This is a genomic window from Sphingomicrobium clamense (assembly GCF_019264355.1).
GTDB lineage: Bacteria > Pseudomonadota > Alphaproteobacteria > Sphingomonadales > Sphingomonadaceae > Sphingomicrobium > Sphingomicrobium clamense.
Genome location: NZ_JAHVAH010000001.1, coordinates 410,790 through 428,063, shown reverse-complemented (window position 1 = coordinate 428,063; position 17,274 = coordinate 410,790). Strand labels below are relative to the sequence as shown.

Annotated in this window: 21 protein-coding genes; 15 read left to right on the top strand and 6 right to left on the bottom strand. The window is 64.3% G+C overall.

The annotated features are described in order from the left end of the window. The first annotated feature begins 58 nt into the window (after window positions 1-58). Window positions 59-730, top strand: coding sequence for a pyrimidine 5'-nucleotidase (locus tag KTQ36_RS02110; protein WP_218632116.1), 672 nt, complete (start codon window positions 59-61; stop codon window positions 728-730). Beyond that, the gene (gene dapD, locus KTQ36_RS02105; protein ID WP_218632115.1) at window positions 727-1,548 is read left to right on the top strand and encodes a 2,3,4,5-tetrahydropyridine-2,6-dicarboxylate N-succinyltransferase; all 822 of its coding nucleotides are present in this window, start codon (window positions 727-729) and stop codon (window positions 1,546-1,548) included. Before KTQ36_RS02110 ends, dapD begins: the two co-directional genes overlap by 4 nt. On the opposite strand, the gene KTQ36_RS02100 is transcribed toward dapD, so the two are convergent. Beyond that, window positions 1,545-2,075 carry a TlpA family protein disulfide reductase gene (locus tag KTQ36_RS02100; protein ID WP_218632114.1) on the bottom strand — a complete coding sequence of 177 codons (531 nt, stop codon included), beginning with the start codon at window positions 2,073-2,075 and terminating at the stop codon, window positions 1,545-1,547. The two genes, dapD and KTQ36_RS02100, sit on opposite strands and share 4 nt — an antisense overlap. A 75-nt stretch (window positions 2,076-2,150) precedes the next feature. On the opposite strand from KTQ36_RS02100, the gene lptM reads away from it, so the two are divergent. After that, on the top strand, window positions 2,151-2,498 hold the full coding sequence (gene lptM, locus KTQ36_RS02095) for an LPS translocon maturation chaperone LptM (RefSeq protein ID WP_255554028.1): 348 nt from the start codon (window positions 2,151-2,153) through the stop codon (window positions 2,496-2,498). Next, entirely contained in the window at window positions 2,495-3,352 is an 858-nt protein-coding gene (gene galU / locus KTQ36_RS02090; protein ID WP_218632113.1) for a UTP--glucose-1-phosphate uridylyltransferase GalU, read from the top strand. Before lptM ends, galU begins: the two co-directional genes overlap by 4 nt. Here galU and KTQ36_RS02085 read toward each other — a convergent pair. Both KTQ36_RS02085 and KTQ36_RS02080 read right to left on the bottom strand, forming a co-directional pair. Then, on the bottom strand, window positions 3,349-3,843 hold the full coding sequence (locus tag KTQ36_RS02085; RefSeq protein ID WP_218632112.1) for a response regulator: 495 nt from the start codon (window positions 3,841-3,843) through the stop codon (window positions 3,349-3,351). The genes galU and KTQ36_RS02085 overlap by 4 nt on opposite strands. Window positions 3,844-3,923: 80 nt before the next feature. Continuing rightward, window positions 3,924-4,502, bottom strand: coding sequence for an HNH endonuclease (locus KTQ36_RS02080; RefSeq protein ID WP_218633781.1), 579 nt, complete (start codon window positions 4,500-4,502; stop codon window positions 3,924-3,926). A 200-nt stretch (window positions 4,503-4,702) separates the two neighbouring features. Here KTQ36_RS02080 and gluQRS point away from each other — a divergent pair, with 200 nt between their 5' ends. The 8 genes from gluQRS (at window position 4,703) to KTQ36_RS02040 (ending at window position 10,440) form a co-directional block, all read left to right on the top strand. Next, window positions 4,703-5,560, top strand: coding sequence for a tRNA glutamyl-Q(34) synthetase GluQRS (gene gluQRS, locus KTQ36_RS02075; protein ID WP_218632111.1), 858 nt, complete (start codon window positions 4,703-4,705; stop codon window positions 5,558-5,560). Further along, complete coding sequence (locus KTQ36_RS02070) at window positions 5,557-5,754, top strand: HIG1 domain-containing protein (RefSeq protein ID WP_218632110.1); 198 nt, start codon at window positions 5,557-5,559, stop codon at window positions 5,752-5,754. Before gluQRS ends, KTQ36_RS02070 begins: the two co-directional genes overlap by 4 nt. Continuing rightward, window positions 5,755-6,312, top strand: a complete 558-nt coding sequence (locus KTQ36_RS02065; RefSeq protein ID WP_218632109.1) for a cob(I)yrinic acid a,c-diamide adenosyltransferase — start codon at window positions 5,755-5,757, stop codon at window positions 6,310-6,312. 61 nt (window positions 6,313-6,373) lie between these two features. Then, window positions 6,374-7,618, top strand: coding sequence for an ergothioneine biosynthesis protein EgtB (gene egtB / locus KTQ36_RS02060; protein WP_218632108.1), 1,245 nt, complete (start codon window positions 6,374-6,376; stop codon window positions 7,616-7,618). Then, window positions 7,602-8,558: an L-histidine N(alpha)-methyltransferase gene (gene egtD / locus KTQ36_RS02055; protein ID WP_218632107.1), complete on the top strand. Its 957-nt coding sequence runs from the start codon at window positions 7,602-7,604 to the stop codon at window positions 8,556-8,558. Before egtB ends, egtD begins: the two co-directional genes overlap by 17 nt. A gap of 45 nt (window positions 8,559-8,603) precedes the next feature. After that, window positions 8,604-8,912 carry a YggT family protein gene (locus KTQ36_RS02050; RefSeq protein WP_218632106.1) on the top strand — a complete coding sequence of 103 codons (309 nt, stop codon included), beginning with the start codon at window positions 8,604-8,606 and terminating at the stop codon, window positions 8,910-8,912. Beyond that, on the top strand, window positions 8,909-9,799 hold the full coding sequence (gene folD, locus KTQ36_RS02045) for a bifunctional methylenetetrahydrofolate dehydrogenase/methenyltetrahydrofolate cyclohydrolase FolD (protein WP_218632105.1): 891 nt from the start codon (window positions 8,909-8,911) through the stop codon (window positions 9,797-9,799). The genes KTQ36_RS02050 and folD overlap by 4 nt, the downstream gene beginning before the upstream one ends. Continuing rightward, window positions 9,796-10,440: a MarC family protein gene (locus KTQ36_RS02040; RefSeq protein WP_218632104.1), complete on the top strand. Its 645-nt coding sequence runs from the start codon at window positions 9,796-9,798 to the stop codon at window positions 10,438-10,440. Before folD ends, KTQ36_RS02040 begins: the two co-directional genes overlap by 4 nt. On the opposite strand, the gene KTQ36_RS02035 is transcribed toward KTQ36_RS02040, so the two are convergent. Then, window positions 10,397-12,187, bottom strand: a complete 1,791-nt coding sequence (locus tag KTQ36_RS02035; protein ID WP_218632103.1) for an AcrB/AcrD/AcrF family protein — start codon at window positions 12,185-12,187, stop codon at window positions 10,397-10,399. The two genes, KTQ36_RS02040 and KTQ36_RS02035, sit on opposite strands and share 44 nt — an antisense overlap. Window positions 12,188-12,238: 51 nt before the next feature. Between KTQ36_RS02035 and KTQ36_RS02030 the strand changes: the two genes are divergently transcribed. From KTQ36_RS02030 to KTQ36_RS02020, 3 genes are all read left to right on the top strand, one after another. Continuing rightward, a complete protein-coding gene (locus tag KTQ36_RS02030) occupies window positions 12,239-12,658 on the top strand; it encodes a GtrA family protein (protein ID WP_218632102.1) in 420 nt (139 codons plus the stop codon). An 81-nt stretch (window positions 12,659-12,739) separates the two neighbouring features. Continuing rightward, window positions 12,740-13,495: an EF-hand domain-containing protein gene (locus tag KTQ36_RS02025; protein ID WP_218632101.1), complete on the top strand. Its 756-nt coding sequence runs from the start codon at window positions 12,740-12,742 to the stop codon at window positions 13,493-13,495. 99 nt (window positions 13,496-13,594) lie between these two features. Then, a complete protein-coding gene (locus KTQ36_RS02020; protein WP_218632100.1) occupies window positions 13,595-14,827 on the top strand; it encodes a DUF418 domain-containing protein in 1,233 nt (410 codons plus the stop codon). Here KTQ36_RS02020 and KTQ36_RS02015 read toward each other — a convergent pair. Both KTQ36_RS02015 and rlmN read right to left on the bottom strand, forming a co-directional pair. Beyond that, window positions 14,806-16,032 carry an SAM-dependent methyltransferase gene (locus tag KTQ36_RS02015; RefSeq protein ID WP_218632099.1) on the bottom strand — a complete coding sequence of 409 codons (1,227 nt, stop codon included), beginning with the start codon at window positions 16,030-16,032 and terminating at the stop codon, window positions 14,806-14,808. The genes KTQ36_RS02020 and KTQ36_RS02015 overlap by 22 nt on opposite strands. Before the next feature lie 43 nt (window positions 16,033-16,075). Beyond that, window positions 16,076-17,260 (bottom strand): dual-specificity RNA methyltransferase RlmN, encoded by a 1,185-nt coding sequence (gene rlmN, locus KTQ36_RS02010; protein ID WP_255554022.1) that lies wholly within the window; start codon window positions 17,258-17,260, stop codon window positions 16,076-16,078. Window positions 17,261-17,274 lie beyond the last annotated feature (14 nt).

Here is a 17,274-nt window from a genome sequence, read left to right as displayed (position 1 = left end):
TAGTTCATACTCGTTAGTTTTTGCTGAAAACCTTTCGAGCCGCTAGGGGCAACCGGCAATGCACCCCGAATTTTCGCATATCGACGATTGGGTCTTCGACCTCGATAACTGCCTCTATCCGGCGTCGTCGGGCCTCTTCACGCTGATCGATGCACGCATGAATGCCTATATCCGTCGCTTGCTGAACGTCAATGAAACGGAAGCGCACCGGGTCCAGAAAAGCCATTTTTATCAACATGGTACGACACTCGCCGGGTTGATGGCCGAACATGGCGTCGACCCACACGACTTCCTCAACGACGTCCACGACATCCCGCTCGACAAGATCGACGCCGACGAACGGCTCGCCGAGGGCCTGGGCCGCCTCCCCGGCCGAAAATTCATCTTCACCAATGGCGACGAGCCTTATGCGCGCCGCGTGCTGGGCCGGCTCGGGATCGAGGAGCAGTTCGAGGCGGTCCACTGCATCCTTGCCAACGACCTCCAGCCCAAGCCCCGCCTCCACGGCTACGAACTGCTGCTGGAGCGTTTCGAGATCGACCCCGGCCGCGCCGTATTGTTCGAAGACATGGTCAAGAATTTGAAGCCCGCCAAGGCGCTCGGCATGACCACCATCTGGGTCGACAACGGGTCCGAACAGGCCCATCAGGCCTACGACCCCGCCATCGTCGATTTTCGCATCGAGAATGTCGGCGACTGGCTGCACCAAATGCTGGACGGAGAATTATGAGCGACCTCAAGACCACGATCGAAAATGCCTGGGAAGCCCGCGACGGCCTCGACGCCGACACGCAGGGCGAAATCCGCGAAGCGGTCGAAGCCGCGATCCTGCGCCTCGACAGCGGCGAAGCCCGTATCGCCGAAAAGATCGATGGCGAATGGCAGGTCAACCAGTGGCTCAAGAAGGCCGTGCTCCTCTCCTTCCGCCTCAACCCCATGACCGCCATCTCGGGCGGCCCGGGCGGCGCGCCGTGGTGGGACAAGGTCGACAGTAAGTTCCACGGCTGGGGCGAAGACCAGTTCAAGGCCGCCGCCTTCCGCGCGGTGCCCGGCGCGATCGTCCGCAAGGGCGCCTATATCGCCCCTGGCGCGGTGCTCATGCCCAGCTTCGTCAATCTCGGCGCCTATGTGGGCGAAGGGACGATGGTCGACACCTGGGCCACCGTCGGCAGCTGCGCGCAGATCGGCAAGAACGTCCATATCTCGGGCGGCACCGGGATTGGCGGCGTGCTCGAACCGCTCCAGGCGGGCCCGGTGATCATCGAGGATAACGCCTTCATCGGCGCGCGCTCGGAAATCGCCGAAGGCGTGACGGTCGGCGAAGGCGCGGTGATCTCGATGGGCGTGTTCATCGGCGCCTCGACCAAGATCGTCGACCGCGCCACGGGCGAAATCAGCTACGGCCGCGTCCCCAGCTACGCCGTCGTGGTGCCCGGCACCCTGCCGAGCGACAAGGGTGGGCCCAGCCTCGCCTGCGCGGTGATCGTGAAACGCGTTGACGAACGCACGCGCTCCAAGACGGGGATTAACGAGCTACTTCGCGACTAGTCGAGCTCGGCCAGCAGCGCCGCCGCTTCCTCGCCACTCCAGTCGAGGTCCCCAACGAAACGCCACACTTCGCGCCCTTGGGCGTCGTAAAGCACCGTCGTCGGCATGATCTGGATCGCCAGCGCGTCGGTCATGCCCATCTCGGCGTCCTGCCACGTCTCGACGCCTGTCAGGCCCTTGTCCTTGAGGAACGCGCGCACCGAAGGCTGCGGCCCCATGTCCTGGTTGAGCGTCAGCACGCTCGGCGCGCCCTCGCGCTGCGACAATTCCACCAGCGTCGGCAATTCCTCGATGCACGGCGCGCACCAGCTCGCCCACAGATTGACCAGCATCGGCTCGCCGCCATGCACCTCGGCCAGCGACACCGTCTCGCCCTCGGGCGACAGGATCTCAAGCGTCGGCAATTCGCTTCCTGCAAATTCGCGCTGCACACCTGCACCTGTGGGCGACACCGCGCTCGGCTCCTCGCTTCCCGCATCGCAGGCAGCCAGCGACAGCAGGGCGGCGATCATGATCAGTTTCTTCATGACGCGCAGCGCTAGGGCGCACGCGCCCGCGATGCAAGCTTGGCACCCTCACGCAGGCTCGCTAAGCCTCGTCGCATGATCCGCGCTTTCGGCCTTGCCACCTGTTTCCTCGCGCTTGCCGCGTGCGGGCGAATGGGCGACCTGCGCCCGCCCGAGGGACAGTCGCTCCCGGTCAAGCCCGCGCTCGCCGCCGAGACGCCCGATGCGGGCGACCTGCTCTCGACGCCCCCCGACGCGCGTCCCGAGCGCGTCGACGAACTCGTCAAGCGCTCGACCCCGCGCGCGCCCGACCGCTTCGACCTGCCCCCGCCCGAAGGCGGCGCGGCGCCCGAGCCCGATCCGATCACCAATATTGACGACGAAGGCGTCGACGAGAGCGATACGTTCGGCCCCGCCCCCGACATCGAAAAGGAAGACGAATGAGCATCCCGCGCGTGCGCAAGGCAGTCTTTCCGGTCGCGGGTCTCGGCACCCGCCTGCTCCCCGCGACGAAGACGATGCCCAAGGAAATGCTCACCATCGTCGACCGTCCGCTGATCCAATATGCGGTCGACGAAGCGCGCGAGGCAGGGATCGACCAGCTGATCTTTATCACCGGTCGCGGCAAGGCCAGCCTCGTCGACTATTTCGACATGGCCTACGAGCTCGAACATGTGATGGACGAGAAGGGCAAGTCGCTCGACCCGCTCTCGTCGAGCCGCGCGCGCTACGGCGAACTCGTGACCGTCCGGCAACAGCAACCGCTAGGGCTCGGCCACGCGATCTGGTGCGCACGCGAAGTGGTCGGCGACGAGCCCTTCGCGGTCCTGCTCCCCGACGACCTGATGGTCGGCAAGCCCGGTGCGCTCAAGCAGATGGTGGATGCCTATGAACGGCTCGGCGGCAATATCGTCTGCGCCGAGGAAGTGCCGAGCGACAAGACGTCGAGCTACGGCATCGTCGATCCCGGCGCGCGCGACGACAAGGTGACCGAGGTCAAGGGACTGGTCGAAAAACCCGCCCCGTCCGAGGCGCCCTCCAACATCGGCGTCATCGGCCGCTACATCCTGCAGCCTGAGGTCATGGACGCCCTCTCCGCGCACGAAAAAGGCGCGGGCGGCGAAATCCAGCTGACCGATGCCATGGCCAAGCTGATCGGGAGCCAGCCTTTCCACGCTGTCACGGTCGAGGCCGAGCGCCACGATTGCGGCAACAAGAAGGGATTCGTGCTGGCGAACCTTGCTTTGGGCCTCGCCGACGAGGACATCGCCCCCGCCATTCGCGACGCGCTCGCTTAAGCGCGCTTGCCCGCGCGCAGCGCGCGTAGCTCGTCGCGCACTTCGCCCAGTTCGATCGCGCGCTGGATCACCCGCGTGTCGAGGATCGAATTGTCGTGGCGAAGCGCCGTCACCGTTCCCGCCAGCGTCAGGCGGCGGTTGATCTTGGCGATCAGCACGTCGGTATCGAACGGCTTGGCGACGACATCGTCCGCGCCCACGCCATAGCCGGCGCAGGCCCCCACGCGGTCGTGCTTGCCCGTGATCAGCATCACCGGCAGGTCCTCATAGGCGGTGTTTTCACGCACCAGCCGCGTCAGCTCGATCCCGTCGCGGCCCGGAAGCTCCTTTTCGGAAAGGACAAGGTCGATCTCTTCACGCTGGATGGCGGCCAGCCCGTCGAGCGCAGTGTTGGACGTCAGAACGGTGAATCCCGCCTGTTCGAGGCGTGCGACCATGGCGAGGCGCGCCCGTTCGTTGGGCTGGATCAGGAGGATGGTGGGTTCGCTCATGCGACCACCATTGAATCAAAATGGTTAACGAGGCGTTAGGACCCTACCTCCCGGTGGGTAGGACCCAACCTTCCGGTGAGTTAGGAACCCGCCTCCAATTCGACATCCCAATAGAGAAAATCGTGCCACGTATCGTGCAGGTGGTTGGGCGGGAAACTGCGCCCATGCTCCTGCAACTGCCAGCTGGTCGGCTTGATCGGCTGGCCGGTGCGCAGCGGCATGTGCGCCTCTTCGGGCGTGCGCCCACCCTTCTTGAGGTTGCACGGCGCGCAGGCGGCGGCGACATTTTCCCAGCTTGTCCGCCCGCCCTGGCGGCGCGGAATGACATGATCGAAAGTCAGCTCCCTGTGGCTTCCGCAATAGACGCATTCGAAGCGGTCGCGCAGGAACAGGTTGAATCGCGTGAAGGCCGGATATTCGTTGGGCTTCACATATTGCCTGAGCGCGATCACGCTCGGCAGCTTGAGGTTGAGCGACGGGCTATGCACCTCGCGGTCGTAATGCGCGACGATGTCGACGCGCTCGAGGAACATCGCCTTGATCGCCGTCTGCCACGGCCACAGCGACAACGGGTAGTAGCTCAACGGGGTATAATCGGCGTTCAGCACGAGCGCCGGGCAGCTTTCGGGGTGCCGTAGAAGATCGGGATGGTGATACACAGTCAACAAGCCTCCGTCGCGGTCGATCCACCGGACCGGGACCCGTCCCCCAAGGCTCGTCGCACTCAAGCGGGAGACCGTCGGCCAAGGCCCGTCTTTCCGTCTGTTGCACCGACGGATGCCAACCCGTCGTGACTAGAGCATGACACCATGGCATGACTCGGCGGGTCAAGAGTCATATTTGCAACAGTCGGTGAGTCATGCCGGTCACGAGATTTGCGCCTTCGCCGTCCGGACGGCTGCACCTGGGCCACGCTTTTTCTGCCGCGATGGCAGCCGACGCCGGGGACGGCACCTTCCGCCTGCGCATCGACGATCTCGATCCCGCGCGCAGTCGCCCCGAATATGTCGACGGCATCATGGAGGATCTCGACTGGCTCGGGCTTTCGCCCGATGGCGAGGTCATGGTCGAGAGCGAGCGGCTCGACCGCTACGCGGCGGCACTTGAAGAGCTCAAGGACCGCGGCCTCGTCTATCCCTGCTTCTGCACTCGCGCCGACATCGCCGAGGCGATGCTCAACGCGCCCCACGGCGACCCCGGCCATCATTATCCGGGCACTTGCCGCCGCCTCGCGCCCGACCCAGCCCGGCTGGAGGCCGAGCCGCATAGCTGGCGGCTCGATGTCGGCAGGGCGCTGGAGGAAATCGGCGGCCTGCCGGGATGGACCGAGCGCGACGGCATCCGCTTCCGGTCGACTCGCGACCATGTCGGCGACGCCATCCTCAGCCGCAAGGATGCGCCCTCCAGCTACCATCTCGCCTGTGTGCTCGACGATGCCGATCAGGGGGTCGACATGGTCGTGCGCGGCGCGGACCTTCGCCCCTCGACCCCGATCCAGCGCGTCCTGCAACAGTTGCTGTGCCTGCCCGAACCGACCTATTTCCATCACAAGCTGGTCACCCACGAGGATGGCAAACGGCTCGCCAAGCGCGACAAGGCCCCGACGCTGGAGGCGATGCGCGCCGACGGAGTGGACGGCCCCGCCCTCGTCGAAAGTCTTACCGCCCAAAGTCTCCCCTTGGGCTTTGCCTTCCATGAGCCTACATGGGAGGCATGAATACACTTCTCATCATTGCGCTGATCCTCGCCATGGGCGCCACTGCCTATGTGCTCGTGCGCGGGATCATGGCCATGGCCTCGGGCAAGGACGTTACCGGCGAGGTACAGCAGAACTATATGCAGAAGCGCGTGCTCTACCAGGGCATCGCCATCCTGCTGGTCGCGCTGATCCTCGCGCTCGCGGGCAAGTAATTGGTCAAGCTCAACAAGATCTACACCCGCACCGGCGACAAGGGGAGCGCCGGGCTGGTCGACGGCTCGCGCGTGTCGAAGGCGTCGGCGCGTATGCATGCCATCGGCGAGGTCGACGAGGCCAATAGCGCGATCGGCGTCGCCATTTCCGCGCTTGGCGGCAATGACGCGCTGCGGCGCATCCAGAACGACCTGTTCGACCTTGGCGCCGACATCGCGACCCCGATGGGCGGCGAATTTGACGCGACCGCGCTGCGCATCGTCGAGGAGCAGGTCACCCGGCTCGAGACCGAGATCGACGCGGCGAATGCCGATCTCGAACCCCTCACCAGCTTCATCCTTCCCGGCGGCAGCGCCGGAGTCGCGCATCTCTATTATGCCCGCGCGGTTGTGCGCCGGGCCGAGCGCGCCCTCGTCGCGCTAATGGCGGAGGAGACGGTCAACCCGCACGCCATCGCCTATCTCAACCGCCTGTCCGACCATCTCTTCGTAACCGCGCGCGCCATCGCAGCGGGCGAGGGCGGCGATATTCTCTGGGTCCCGGGCGACAATCGCTGAAACTTGCTGGGAACGTTACGGGTCGTCTGTCCGCTAACACCCTGTTAGAGTGGAGCGCGTAGTGGCCAGAGCCGACGAACCTTCAAAGGCAAGCCTTGCCGACCGGTACCGCCGGACGCGGCGCCTGACGTGCGACCTGCTCGCGCCCCTGTCCGACGCCGACGCCACGCTCCAGCCGCATCCCGACGCCAGCCCGTCCAAATGGCACGCCGCGCATACGACCTGGTTCTTCGAAACCTTCATCCTGCGTGACCACGTGCATGGATATGCGCTATTCGATGAGGAATATCCGTTTCTCTTCAACAGCTATTATGAGGGCGAAGGCGAGCGTCATGCACGCCCCAATCGCGGCCTCGTCAGCCGCCCCCATCTCGACGACATCCTCGCCTATCGCGCGGCCGTCGATGACGCGCTGCTCTCGGCCCTCCCCGACCTCTCGCCCAAAGTCCGCGCCTTCGTCGAACTGGGAATCCAACACGAACAGCAACACCAGGAACTGTTCCTTACCGACATCCTCTGGACCTTGTCGGAAAATCCCCTCCTCCCCGCCTACACCGAAGGCCCGCCACAGGTAACCGACGCTGCGCCCGACATGCGCTGGCACCGCCATGACGGCGGCGAGGTGGAGATCGGCCATGCCGGCGACGGGTTCAGCTTCGATTGCGAACGCCCGCGCCACCGCGCCCTGCTCGCGCCCTACCAGCTCGCCGATCGCCTCATCACGCAGGCCGAGTGGGCTGAGTTCATGATCGATGGCGGCTACTCCACCCCATCGCTCTGGCTCTCCGACGGCTGGGCGTGGGTCAAGGAAAACGGCATCGAGGCGCCGCGCTACTGGCGTCGTTCGGACGATGGCGAGTGGACCCGCTTCACGCTCGCCGGCGAACGTCCGCTCGAGCCGGGGCGGCCCGTCACCCACCTGTCCTATTTCGAGGCCGATGCCTTCGCCCGCTGGGCCGACGCCCGCCTCCCCACCGAAGCCGAGTGGGAAGCCGCCTATGCCGACCGCGATCCGTCGCGCGGCAACCAGCTCGACGAGGCCGGCGCGGTCATGCCGCATGGCGACGATTCCCCGTATGGCGACTGCTGGCAGTGGACCCAGTCAGCCTATCTTCCCTATCCCGGTTTCGAGCCGGAGGCGGGCACGGTGGGCGAATATAACGGCAAATTCATGTGCGGGCAGTTCGTCCTCAAAGGCGCCTCCTGCGCCACCCCGCGGGGCCATAGCCGCGCCACTTACCGCAACTTCTTCTACCCCCAGCAACGCTGGCAATTCACCGGAGTACGACTTGCCCGAAACGCCTGAGGTCGATCCTGCATTCCGGGACGACGTGCTCAACGGGCTCGCCGCCCCGATCCCCGCCGTGCCCGCCCGTTGGTTCTATGACCGGCGCGGCAGCGAGCTGTTCGACGACATCACCCGGCTCGACGCCTATTATCCGACCGAGACCGAGATGCGGATCATGGGCGAAAATGCGTCCGCCATCGCCGAAGCGACCGGGCGAGGCGCCGCGCTGGTCGAGTTCGGCGCAGGCAGCGCGACCAAGACCCCGCTGATCATCGACGCGATCGAGCCGGCCCACTATGTCCCGATCGACATTTCGGGCGACTATTTGCGCGACAGCGCGGACAAGCTGAAGGCCGACCATCCCGGGCTCGCGGTCGACCCGGTCGAAGCCGACTTCACGAAGCCATTCGACCTCCCGTCCGAAATTGACGGGTTCGAGCGGATCGGTTTCTTCCCCGGCTCGACCATCGGTAATTTCGTCCCGCGCAGCGCGACCGACATGCTGCGCCATTTCCGCGACATCCTTGGCGATGGGGCCAAGCTGCTGATCGGCATGGACCGGGTGAAGGAAATCGACCGGTTGAAGCGCGCCTATGACGACCCCGAAGGCGTCACCGCGGCGTTCAACAAGAACCTCCTGACGCGCATCAATCGTGAGCTGAACGGCACCATCCCCGAGGACGCATTCGATCATGAAGCGCGCTGGAACGAGATGCTCGGGCGGATCGAGATGCACCTCGTCGCCAACCGCGACGTCTCGTTCGAGATCGAGGGGCAGCCCTTCTCCTTTGCCAAGGGCGAGACGATCCACACCGAGAATAGCCACAAATATGGCAAGCGCGCCGCCCGCGCCCTGCTCCTCGCCGGCGGTTGGACTCCTACCCACGAATGGACCGACGACGCCGACGACTTCGCGGTGATCCTGGCCGAAGCGCAGCCAAACCGCTTCGCCCCCTGACGAGAGTCATTGTGCGAGGCGTCCCACACGGCTAGGACAGCGTGCATGATCCTAGCCATCGTCCAAATCCTCTATATCGCGCTCGACGTCCTCTTCTGGGTGATCATCGGGCAGGTCATCCTGTCCTGGTTGCTCGTCTTCGGCGTGATCAATCCGACCAGCAATGTCGTGCGCACCATTTCCGAAGTGCTCGAACGCATCACGGCGCCCATCTACCGGCCGATCCGCAAGATCATGCCCGACTTCGGCATGATCGACCTGTCACCGATGGTCATGCTGTTCGCCATCATCATCATGCAGCGCGCGATCCTGCCCGGGATCCTCGCCGAAACCGGCGCGACTCTGATCCGATGAGCGCCCGCATCGACGGCAAGGCCGAAGCCCTTCGCGTCCGCGAGCGGGTGGCCGAGGGCGTCGCCGCCTTCAAGGAGAAGACGGGGCGCACCCCCGGTCTCGCCGTCGTGCTCGTCGGCGAAGACCCCGCCAGCCAGGTCTATGTCGGCTCCAAGGGCAAGGCGACCGTGGCGGCAGGCATGGAAAGCTTCACGCACCGCCTGCCCGACGACACGAGCCAGGCCGAACTGCTCGCGCTGATCGACCAATTGAATGGCGACCCCGCGGTCGATGGCATTCTCGTCCAGCTGCCGCTGCCGGGTCATCTCGACGAGGACGAGGTGATCGGCGAAATCGATCCGTCCAAGGATGTCGACGGATTCCATGTCATCAACGCCGGTCGCCTCAGCGTCGGGCAGGATGCGATGGTGCCCTGCACGCCTTATGGCTGCATCCACCTGCTCAAGCAGCAGCATGGCGACCTGTCGGGCCTTCACGCGGTCGTCATCGGCCGCTCCAACATCGTCGGCAAGCCGATGGCGCAGCTTCTCCTGTCGGAGAACGCCACCGTCACCATCGCCCACAGCCGCACGAAAAACCTTCCCGAACTGGCCAAGAGCGCGGATATTCTTGTCGCCGCCGTGGGCCGCGCGGAGATGGTGAAGGGCGACTGGGTCAAGCCCGGCGCGACTGTTATCGACGTCGGCATCAACCGCCTTCCGCCCGCCGAGGAAGGTGCGAAAGGCAAGCTGGTCGGCGACGTCGCCTATGAAGAAGCTGCCGAGAAAGCCGCCGCCATCACGCCGGTGCCGGGCGGTGTCGGTCCGATGACCATCGCCATGCTCCTTCGCAACACGCTCGTCGCCGCGCACCGCCGCGAGGGCCTCAAGGATCCGGAGGGCCTGTGATCGAACTGTTCACCACTGCGCTGGTGACCTTCGCGGTCATCATCGACCCACCAGGCAACGCGCCGATCTTCGCCTCGTTGACCGGCCGCGCCACCGACGGGCAGCGTCGCCGGATGGCCATCCGCGCCTGCGTGGTGGCGTGGTTCATCCTCGTCTTCTTTGCGCTGGTCGGACAGCCGATGCTCGATGCGCTGGGCATTTCACTCGCCGCGTTCCGCATCGCGGGCGGGATCATGCTGTTCATGATCGCGCTCGACATGGTGTTTGAAAAGCGCACCGAGCGCCGCGAGAATCGCGCCGAGGAGTTGCAGGGAACCCCCGAGGCCGAAGATGTCAGCATTTTCCCGATGGCGATCCCGATGATCGCAGGACCCGGGACGATCGCCGCCGTCATGCTGCTGACGCACAAGGCCGAGGGCACGACCGAGTGGCTGGTCGTCATGGGCGCGATGACCGCGGTCATCCTCATCACGATGATCGCATTGCTCGCCGCGGGGCCGCTGATGAAATTCCTGGGCCACAAGGTCGAGGCAATGATTACCCGACTGCTCGGTGTCATCCTCGCCGCGCTGGCCGCGCAGTTCGTTGTCGACGGGCTTATCCAGAGCTTCCCTGTGTTGTCAGGCGGTACAGCAGGTTAGGGTTGTCGTCGGACACGGCGATCGGTTCGAGCCAGTCGAAGGAGGCTCCCTTGCCTAGCTGCCAGGCCAATCCCTGATCCTCGACGCCCGGCCCGATCACGTCCAGTTGACCGCGACACAGTAGCAAATAGTCCGCGCCTGTCGCCTCGATCCGCCTGCGCGCCTGATCGGGTTTGGCTCGAAGCGTAAGAATATTGTCGACGATCGCTTCATGATTACGATGATAAGGACCGGTGACCGTCGTGTGCGGCGTCATCACCAGCACGCGAGGAGCCATGTCGAGGAAGGTGTAGACGTGGCCTTGGGGGAGATTTGCGAGGATCGCCATGTCTTCGCGCGATCCGCAGCGTTCGCGTGAGATGGCATCATCTTCATCCTGCTCCGCTTCGCTCTTGCGATTCTTGTCCGGCAGGTAATTGCCGACCAGGATCGGCAATGCGCCCGATGTTGCGATGAAGGCGAGGCTGATCCCTAGGACCCGAACCAGCATCGAATAGGATGCCGCAAGCCGCGGAACGAGCACGACGAAAAGTCCGGCAGCGCCCGGGATAGCCAGCAATTGCGCAGCTGCGCCGAGGCGCGACTGCCAAAACATCAACCCGGTCGCGACCAGCATCGCCGCGCCAAGGCCGAGCGCCATGCGCTGTCGCTCCTTGCCCCCGCGCTTCACGAGCAGCGCATAGCCGACGATCGCAAGCGCCGGCAGGAACAACGCAGTCACAAAGATGCGGACCGACTGCTCGGTGATCGGTTTGGCCTCGTGCACCCGGCTCAGCCATAAGCGCACCGCCTCGTCCGATACTCCCTCGAGCCGCGAGAGACAGTGGGGGAAGGCAAATGCGTGGAACGCGGCGATGATGAGACCTGCACTCAGTGCTAGGCCGGTCCGCCAGCGCCAGTCGCGCGGCGCTTTCCACGCAATCGCGACCAGTAGCGCCCCACCCAGCACCGCGTTGGATAGCCACACCGGCGATAGCGCGTCGCACACCAATTGACGGTTCGCGTCAGAGGCGAAGAGAAGATAGAAAAGCGTGCTGCCCCCTGCCGTCGCCGCGCCCAGCGTCATCATGCGATAGCGTTCGCCCGCGAAGAAAATCCAGCCGAGCACCGTCGCAGCGCCGAGCAGCGCGATGAAGATGATCATCTCGAGCCCGATGGCGAGCGAACAGGCGATCGCCAGACCCATGATCGCGCCGCCGCGCGCATGACGCGGATCGGTGAAGCCGACCATGACCAGCGACAGCATCGCCAGCTGCCACCCGTGATGGTCGATCCTGAGCGGCATGAGGTTCATCGACACACTGGTCGCCATCAGCACCGCGATCAGCGCGATCGGCCAGGCGCCCTTGGCGGCGACCCGGCGCGTCACGGTCGCGATCGCGAAAAGGATAATTGCTGCGGGAATGAACGGCGCGACCGTTACCGCGACGACCTCCGCCATGGCTCCACCCAGCAGCGGCGTAAGAAGCAGGATGATGCCCGCGATCGGCAGGTCAGGGATACGCGACCAGTGGATGTCCGCTCCGGCAGGCGGCTCCATTCGGTATTGCCTCAGATCGCTCCACGGCTGGCCCGCAAGCCAATCGCGTACCTGCGCCAACCGAAGATTATCGTCAGTGTCAATCAGGGTGAGATCGGCAAGTCCCGACCACTTGGTCGCCAACGTCACGGCGATGAAGATGCCGAGGCCCAGCAGCACCCAGCGCTTCCACGGACGATCTTCTTCGCTGGCAGCCCACTCGAACATGGCTTTTCCCCCTTGCCGTCATGCTGTAGCGGCTGGACAAGAGGAGGCAAGATGCGAGCGCACTGGGAGGCACTGGACGAGGAAACGCGCAAGGTCGCGGGGCAGGTCGCTCGCTATGCCTTTGCAGGGCTCGTCATCACCATCCTCTTCACCCTCGCATACTGGGCGCTTGCCGAATTTGGCGGGGTCGAGCCGATGGTCTCGCTCACTATCGTCTTCGTCATCTTCACCTTCATCTCCTATCTGACCCACTCGCGTTTCACCTTCCAGGGGCACGGCAGCCGCGACCGACCGGCGCGGCGCACCGCCCGCTTCTTCGTCACCAACATCATCGGCTATCTCATCAACCAATTCTGGGTCTGGTGGCTGGTCCATCACCTGGACGGCGAGACGTGGTGGCCGACCATCCCATTCGTGCTCATCACGCCGTGGCTGACCTTCCTGCTGCAGCGCAAATGGGTCTATGCGTGAGTAACATTTCGTTCACTTGAGACTCAGGAAGCGCGGCCTAGCCTTCGCTCCATCCTGATCCAAAAGGGGAGATTTTCGATCATGGGCATGCTTCTCATCACCGCCGCCATGCTTGCCGCCGCGCAGGACGTCGAGACCGTCGAGGTCGAAGTCGTCGAGGGCGCGAGGCCGCAGGTACTATTCATGCAGATCGCCAAAACGCGAGACGAGACTGCCGCCCAGGCTGCCGAGCGGTTCGACGCGCGCGACACGGACGGTAACGGCTATCTCGAGGGCGAGGAACGCCACGCGATGGGCCTCAAGGTCGCGAACCTCGAAATGCTCGAGGGCGATCTCGAACTGCCCAAGCATATGAAGATGCGCCATCGCATGAAGATGGAGCCGGGCGAAATGTTCGCCAAGATCGACACGGACGGCAATGGCGCCATCAGCAAGGAAGAGTTCGAGGCGCATCACAAGGACCATGGCCAGCACGCCATGCCGCGCGTCATGCTCAAGCGCTCGCCTGAGGGTGAGGTCGACGGCGAACGCGAAGTGGTCGTCAATCGCTGGGTCAGCGAGGACGGCGACGAAGTGAAGAAGGAAGTCATCGTCAAGCGGCTCGGCGAGGGCGGCGAATGGACGACCGAGGACCGCAAGAAGGTGATGCTCCAACGCGTCGAAAAGCTTGCTGCCGCCGCCGACGAGGATGCTGACGGCGACGGTCGCGTCAGCCGCCAGGAAGCCATCGACAAGGCGCTCGAGCGCTTCGACGCGATGGACAAGGACGGTGACGGCGTCCTTGACGAAGGCGAGAACGTGTTGGTCATGAAACGCGTGGTCGAGCGCAAGGACTAGCGCGGACCATCATATCGTGAGACAGAAGGGGCGGCCGCGGGTCGCCCCTTTTCGTTGCGCGACGCGGTGTGTGGCGTTTTCTTCTTTGGGGGGAGCAGCATGACCGAAGGCCACGTCGCACCGATCACATCGTCCGAACGCATCGGCGAACTGGACGCGCTGCGCGGGTTCGCGCTCCTGGGCGTGTTCATCGCCAACTATGTCTTCTTCGCCTTCTACCCCTTCGCCTCGATGGAAGTGCACCGCGAGGCCTGGAGCGAGGACCCGGCCAACGTGCTCGCGCTGCAAGCCACGCTCTGGCTCGTGTCGGACAAGGCCAATACGCTTTTCGGCGTGCTGTTCGGCATGGGTTTCTGGGTCCAGTTGAGCCGGATGAAGGCCCGCACGAGCGATGCCAACAGCCTCTATCTACGTCGCCTGACGATCCTGCTTGGGATCGGCGCGATCAATCTCTATCTGCTATGGCCGTGGGACATTTTGTTCGTCTACGCGATCGCCGGTTTCCTCCTGTTCGCGCTCCGCGGACTGTCGCTAAGGGCGATGGCGATTGCCGGGCTCGTGCTAATGCTGTTCTCCCGCCCGGTCGTCAAAACGACCTCGCGCGAGCTGGGCATTCTCGGCCGTCAGGAAGGTCTCGTTTACAATCCCGACGCACAGGCCTCCCGCTTCGACACGATCATCAACGGCAGCTATGCCGACTGGGTCCGCGAGTTCGCCTTCATGACCCACGAAGGCTTCTTCCTGAGCGGCGTGCTCATCTCCTGGATACTCTACGCGCTCGGCCGCTTCCTGATCGGCGCGTGGATCGCCCGCCAAGGATGGCTCGAACGGATTGCCGAACTGCGCCCCCGGATCGGTCGTATCGCGCTCGTCGTGCTGCCGCTCGGCCTCGCGCTCGAATATGTCCACATGGCGGTCAATAACGACATGATGGAATTGCCCGATCTCGCCAACCAGGCCGTCCATATGGTCGGGCTGGTCCTCGCGGCGCTGGGCTATGCGACGGCACTGCTCTGGCTCTATCATAGCAAGTCGCTCGGTTGGCTTCCCCGCCTCTTCGCACCGACCGGTCGGATGGCGCTGACCAACTATCTTGCGCACGGTATCCTGTTCACGCTCGTGCTGGCAGGCTTCGGCCCCGGCCTGGCGTTGGCGGGGAGCATCACGCCCATCCAGACCCTGATGCTCGCGGTCGGCGTGTTCGTCGCCTTGTCGGTGTTCAGCCACTTCTGGCTGCGCACCTATCGCTATGGCCCGCTCGAATATATCTGGCGCACGCTGACCTATGGCAGCGCGCCGCAGTTTAGGCGTCAGCCGGCGATCGCGCGGTAACGGGCCTCGGCCTCCGCCATATAGTCACGCGTGATCGGCAGGGCGCGCCGGTCGCGGACATATTGCACCTGGTAGTTGCAGCTTCCGCCATGTTCGAACATCACGATCGCGCCGCCGAGGTAGAACTCCCACATGCGGTAGAAGCGCTCGTCGTATAGGCGCTCGATCTCCGGCTTCTTGGCCTCCACCCGTTCGAGCCAGGCGCGCAACGTGTGCGCATAGTGCAGCCGTAATATCTCGACATCGCTGACCATCAGCCGCGCCTGCTCGCTCGCCTCGCACATCTGCGACAAGGACGGGATGTGATAGCCGGGAAAGATCCACTTGTCGGTGAACGGGTCGGGGGACCCCGCTTCGCCCAGCCGCCCGATCGTGTGATTGAGCATCACCCCGTCGCGCTTGAGCAGCCGTCGGCACGCGTCGTAAAATTCGCGATAATGCGCCGCGCCGACATGCTCGAACATGCCGACCGTGACGATGCGGTCAAACTGCCCCTCGAGCTTTCGATAATCGACCAGCTGGAAATCGACCTTGTCGGCCACCCCCTCCTCGACCGCCTTCGCGCGCGCATAGGTCAGCTGATGCTCGGACAGCGTGATGCCAGTGACCCGCACGCCCGCCACCTTGTGCAGGTAGCGCGCCATGCCGCCCCAGCCACAGCCAATGTCAAGCACATGGTCGCCTTCGCGCAGGTGCAGTTTGCCGGCGATGTGCGCGAGCTTGGCGAGCTGCGCTTCTTCGAGCGGCTGGCCCGGCTCCTCGTAATAGGCGCAGCTATATTGGCGCCACGGGTCGAGAAACAGGTCGTAGAGATCGTCGCCCAAGTCATAGTGATGCGCGACATTGTCCTTCGATTTCACCGGATTGTTGCGCCGCAGCCAGCGGGCGAGCCCGGCAATCTTGCCCTTGTCGACGAAACTCGCGCCTCCCGGCTCCTTGTCTTCGAACGCGTTGGAACGCTGGACCATAGACAGCAGATCGATCATCTTGCCGTCCTCGAAGACGATGCGCCCGTCCATATAGGCCTCGCCGAGCATCAGCCGCGGATTGCGCATGAGGTCGCGCACGACCTTGTCGTCGGCGAAGCGGATCGTGACCGCCTCCCCGCCGCCCGGACCGAGCGTCTCGCGACGCCCGTCGGGATGGACCAGCGTGAGCTGGCCTTCTTTCAGGAATTTCTGGATCAGCCTGGAAAGCAACGCCATCGCTTTGGTCTCCCTCCGAACCGGGAGACGCTAGCGCGCTCGATCAGCCTTCGCCAGCCGCTTCGCGATCCCGCTGCGCGCGCGACTTCTTCTCCGCTGCGGTCTTCAGCTGGCCACAGGCCGCATCGATATCGCGACCGCGCGGAGTCCGCACGGGCGCCGAGATGCCGCCCTCGAATACGATGTTGCTGAACGACTTGATCCGCTCGGGGGTCGAGCACTCGTAGGGCGCGCCGTCCCACGGGTTGAACGGGATCAGGTTCACCTTCGCAGGCAGCTTGTACTGCTTGAGCAGCCGCACCAGTTCGCGCGCATCCTCGTCGCTGTCATTCTTGTCCTTGAGCATCACATATTCGAAGGTGATGCGACGGGCATTGTTGGCGCCCGGATAGTCGGCACAGGCCTGGAGCAATTCCTCGATGCCGTATTTCTTGTTCAGCGGCACGATCTCGTCGCGCACTTCCTTGGTCACCGCATGGAGCGAGACGGCGAGGTTCACGCCGATCTCGTCGCCGCATTTCTCCATCATCGGCACGACGCCCGAGGTGGACAACGTGATACGACGTTTCGACAGGCCCAGCCCGTCGCCGTCCATGACGATCTTGAGCGCGGCTCCGACATTGTCGAAATTGTAGAGCGGCTCGCCCATCCCCATCATGACGATGTTGGTGAGCATGCGTCCTTCGGGACGGCTCGGCCATTCACCGAGCGCATCGCGCGCGAGCATGACCTGCCCGACGATCTCGTCGGGTTCGAGGTTGCGGACCAGCCGCATCGTCCCAGTGTGACAGAAGCGGCAGTTGAGCGTACAGCCGACCTGGCTCGACACGCACAGCGTCCCGCGATCGGCATCGGGAATGAACACCATTTCGAAATCGTGCCCGTCATGCGTGCGCAGCAGCCACTTGCGCGTCCCGTCGTTCGACACCTGCGCTTCGACGATCTCGGGCCGTTCGATCGTGAAATTTTCTTCGAGCCACGGGCGCTGCGCCTTGGCGATGTCGGTCATCTCCTCGAATGAGGTCGCGCCGCGATTGTAGATCCAGTGCCAGATCTGCTTCGAGCGGAGCTTGGCCTGCTTCTCGGCCATGCCGCCAGCGATCAGCGTCTCGCGCAACTCGTCCTTGGTGAGGCCCACGAGATTGGGCTTGCCGTCCGCTTTCTTGCGGTCGACAGGCACGGGATCGACGTTGCCGGGGATCGGCATCAGGTTGGTATCGGCGCTCATGATTGGCCGCCACA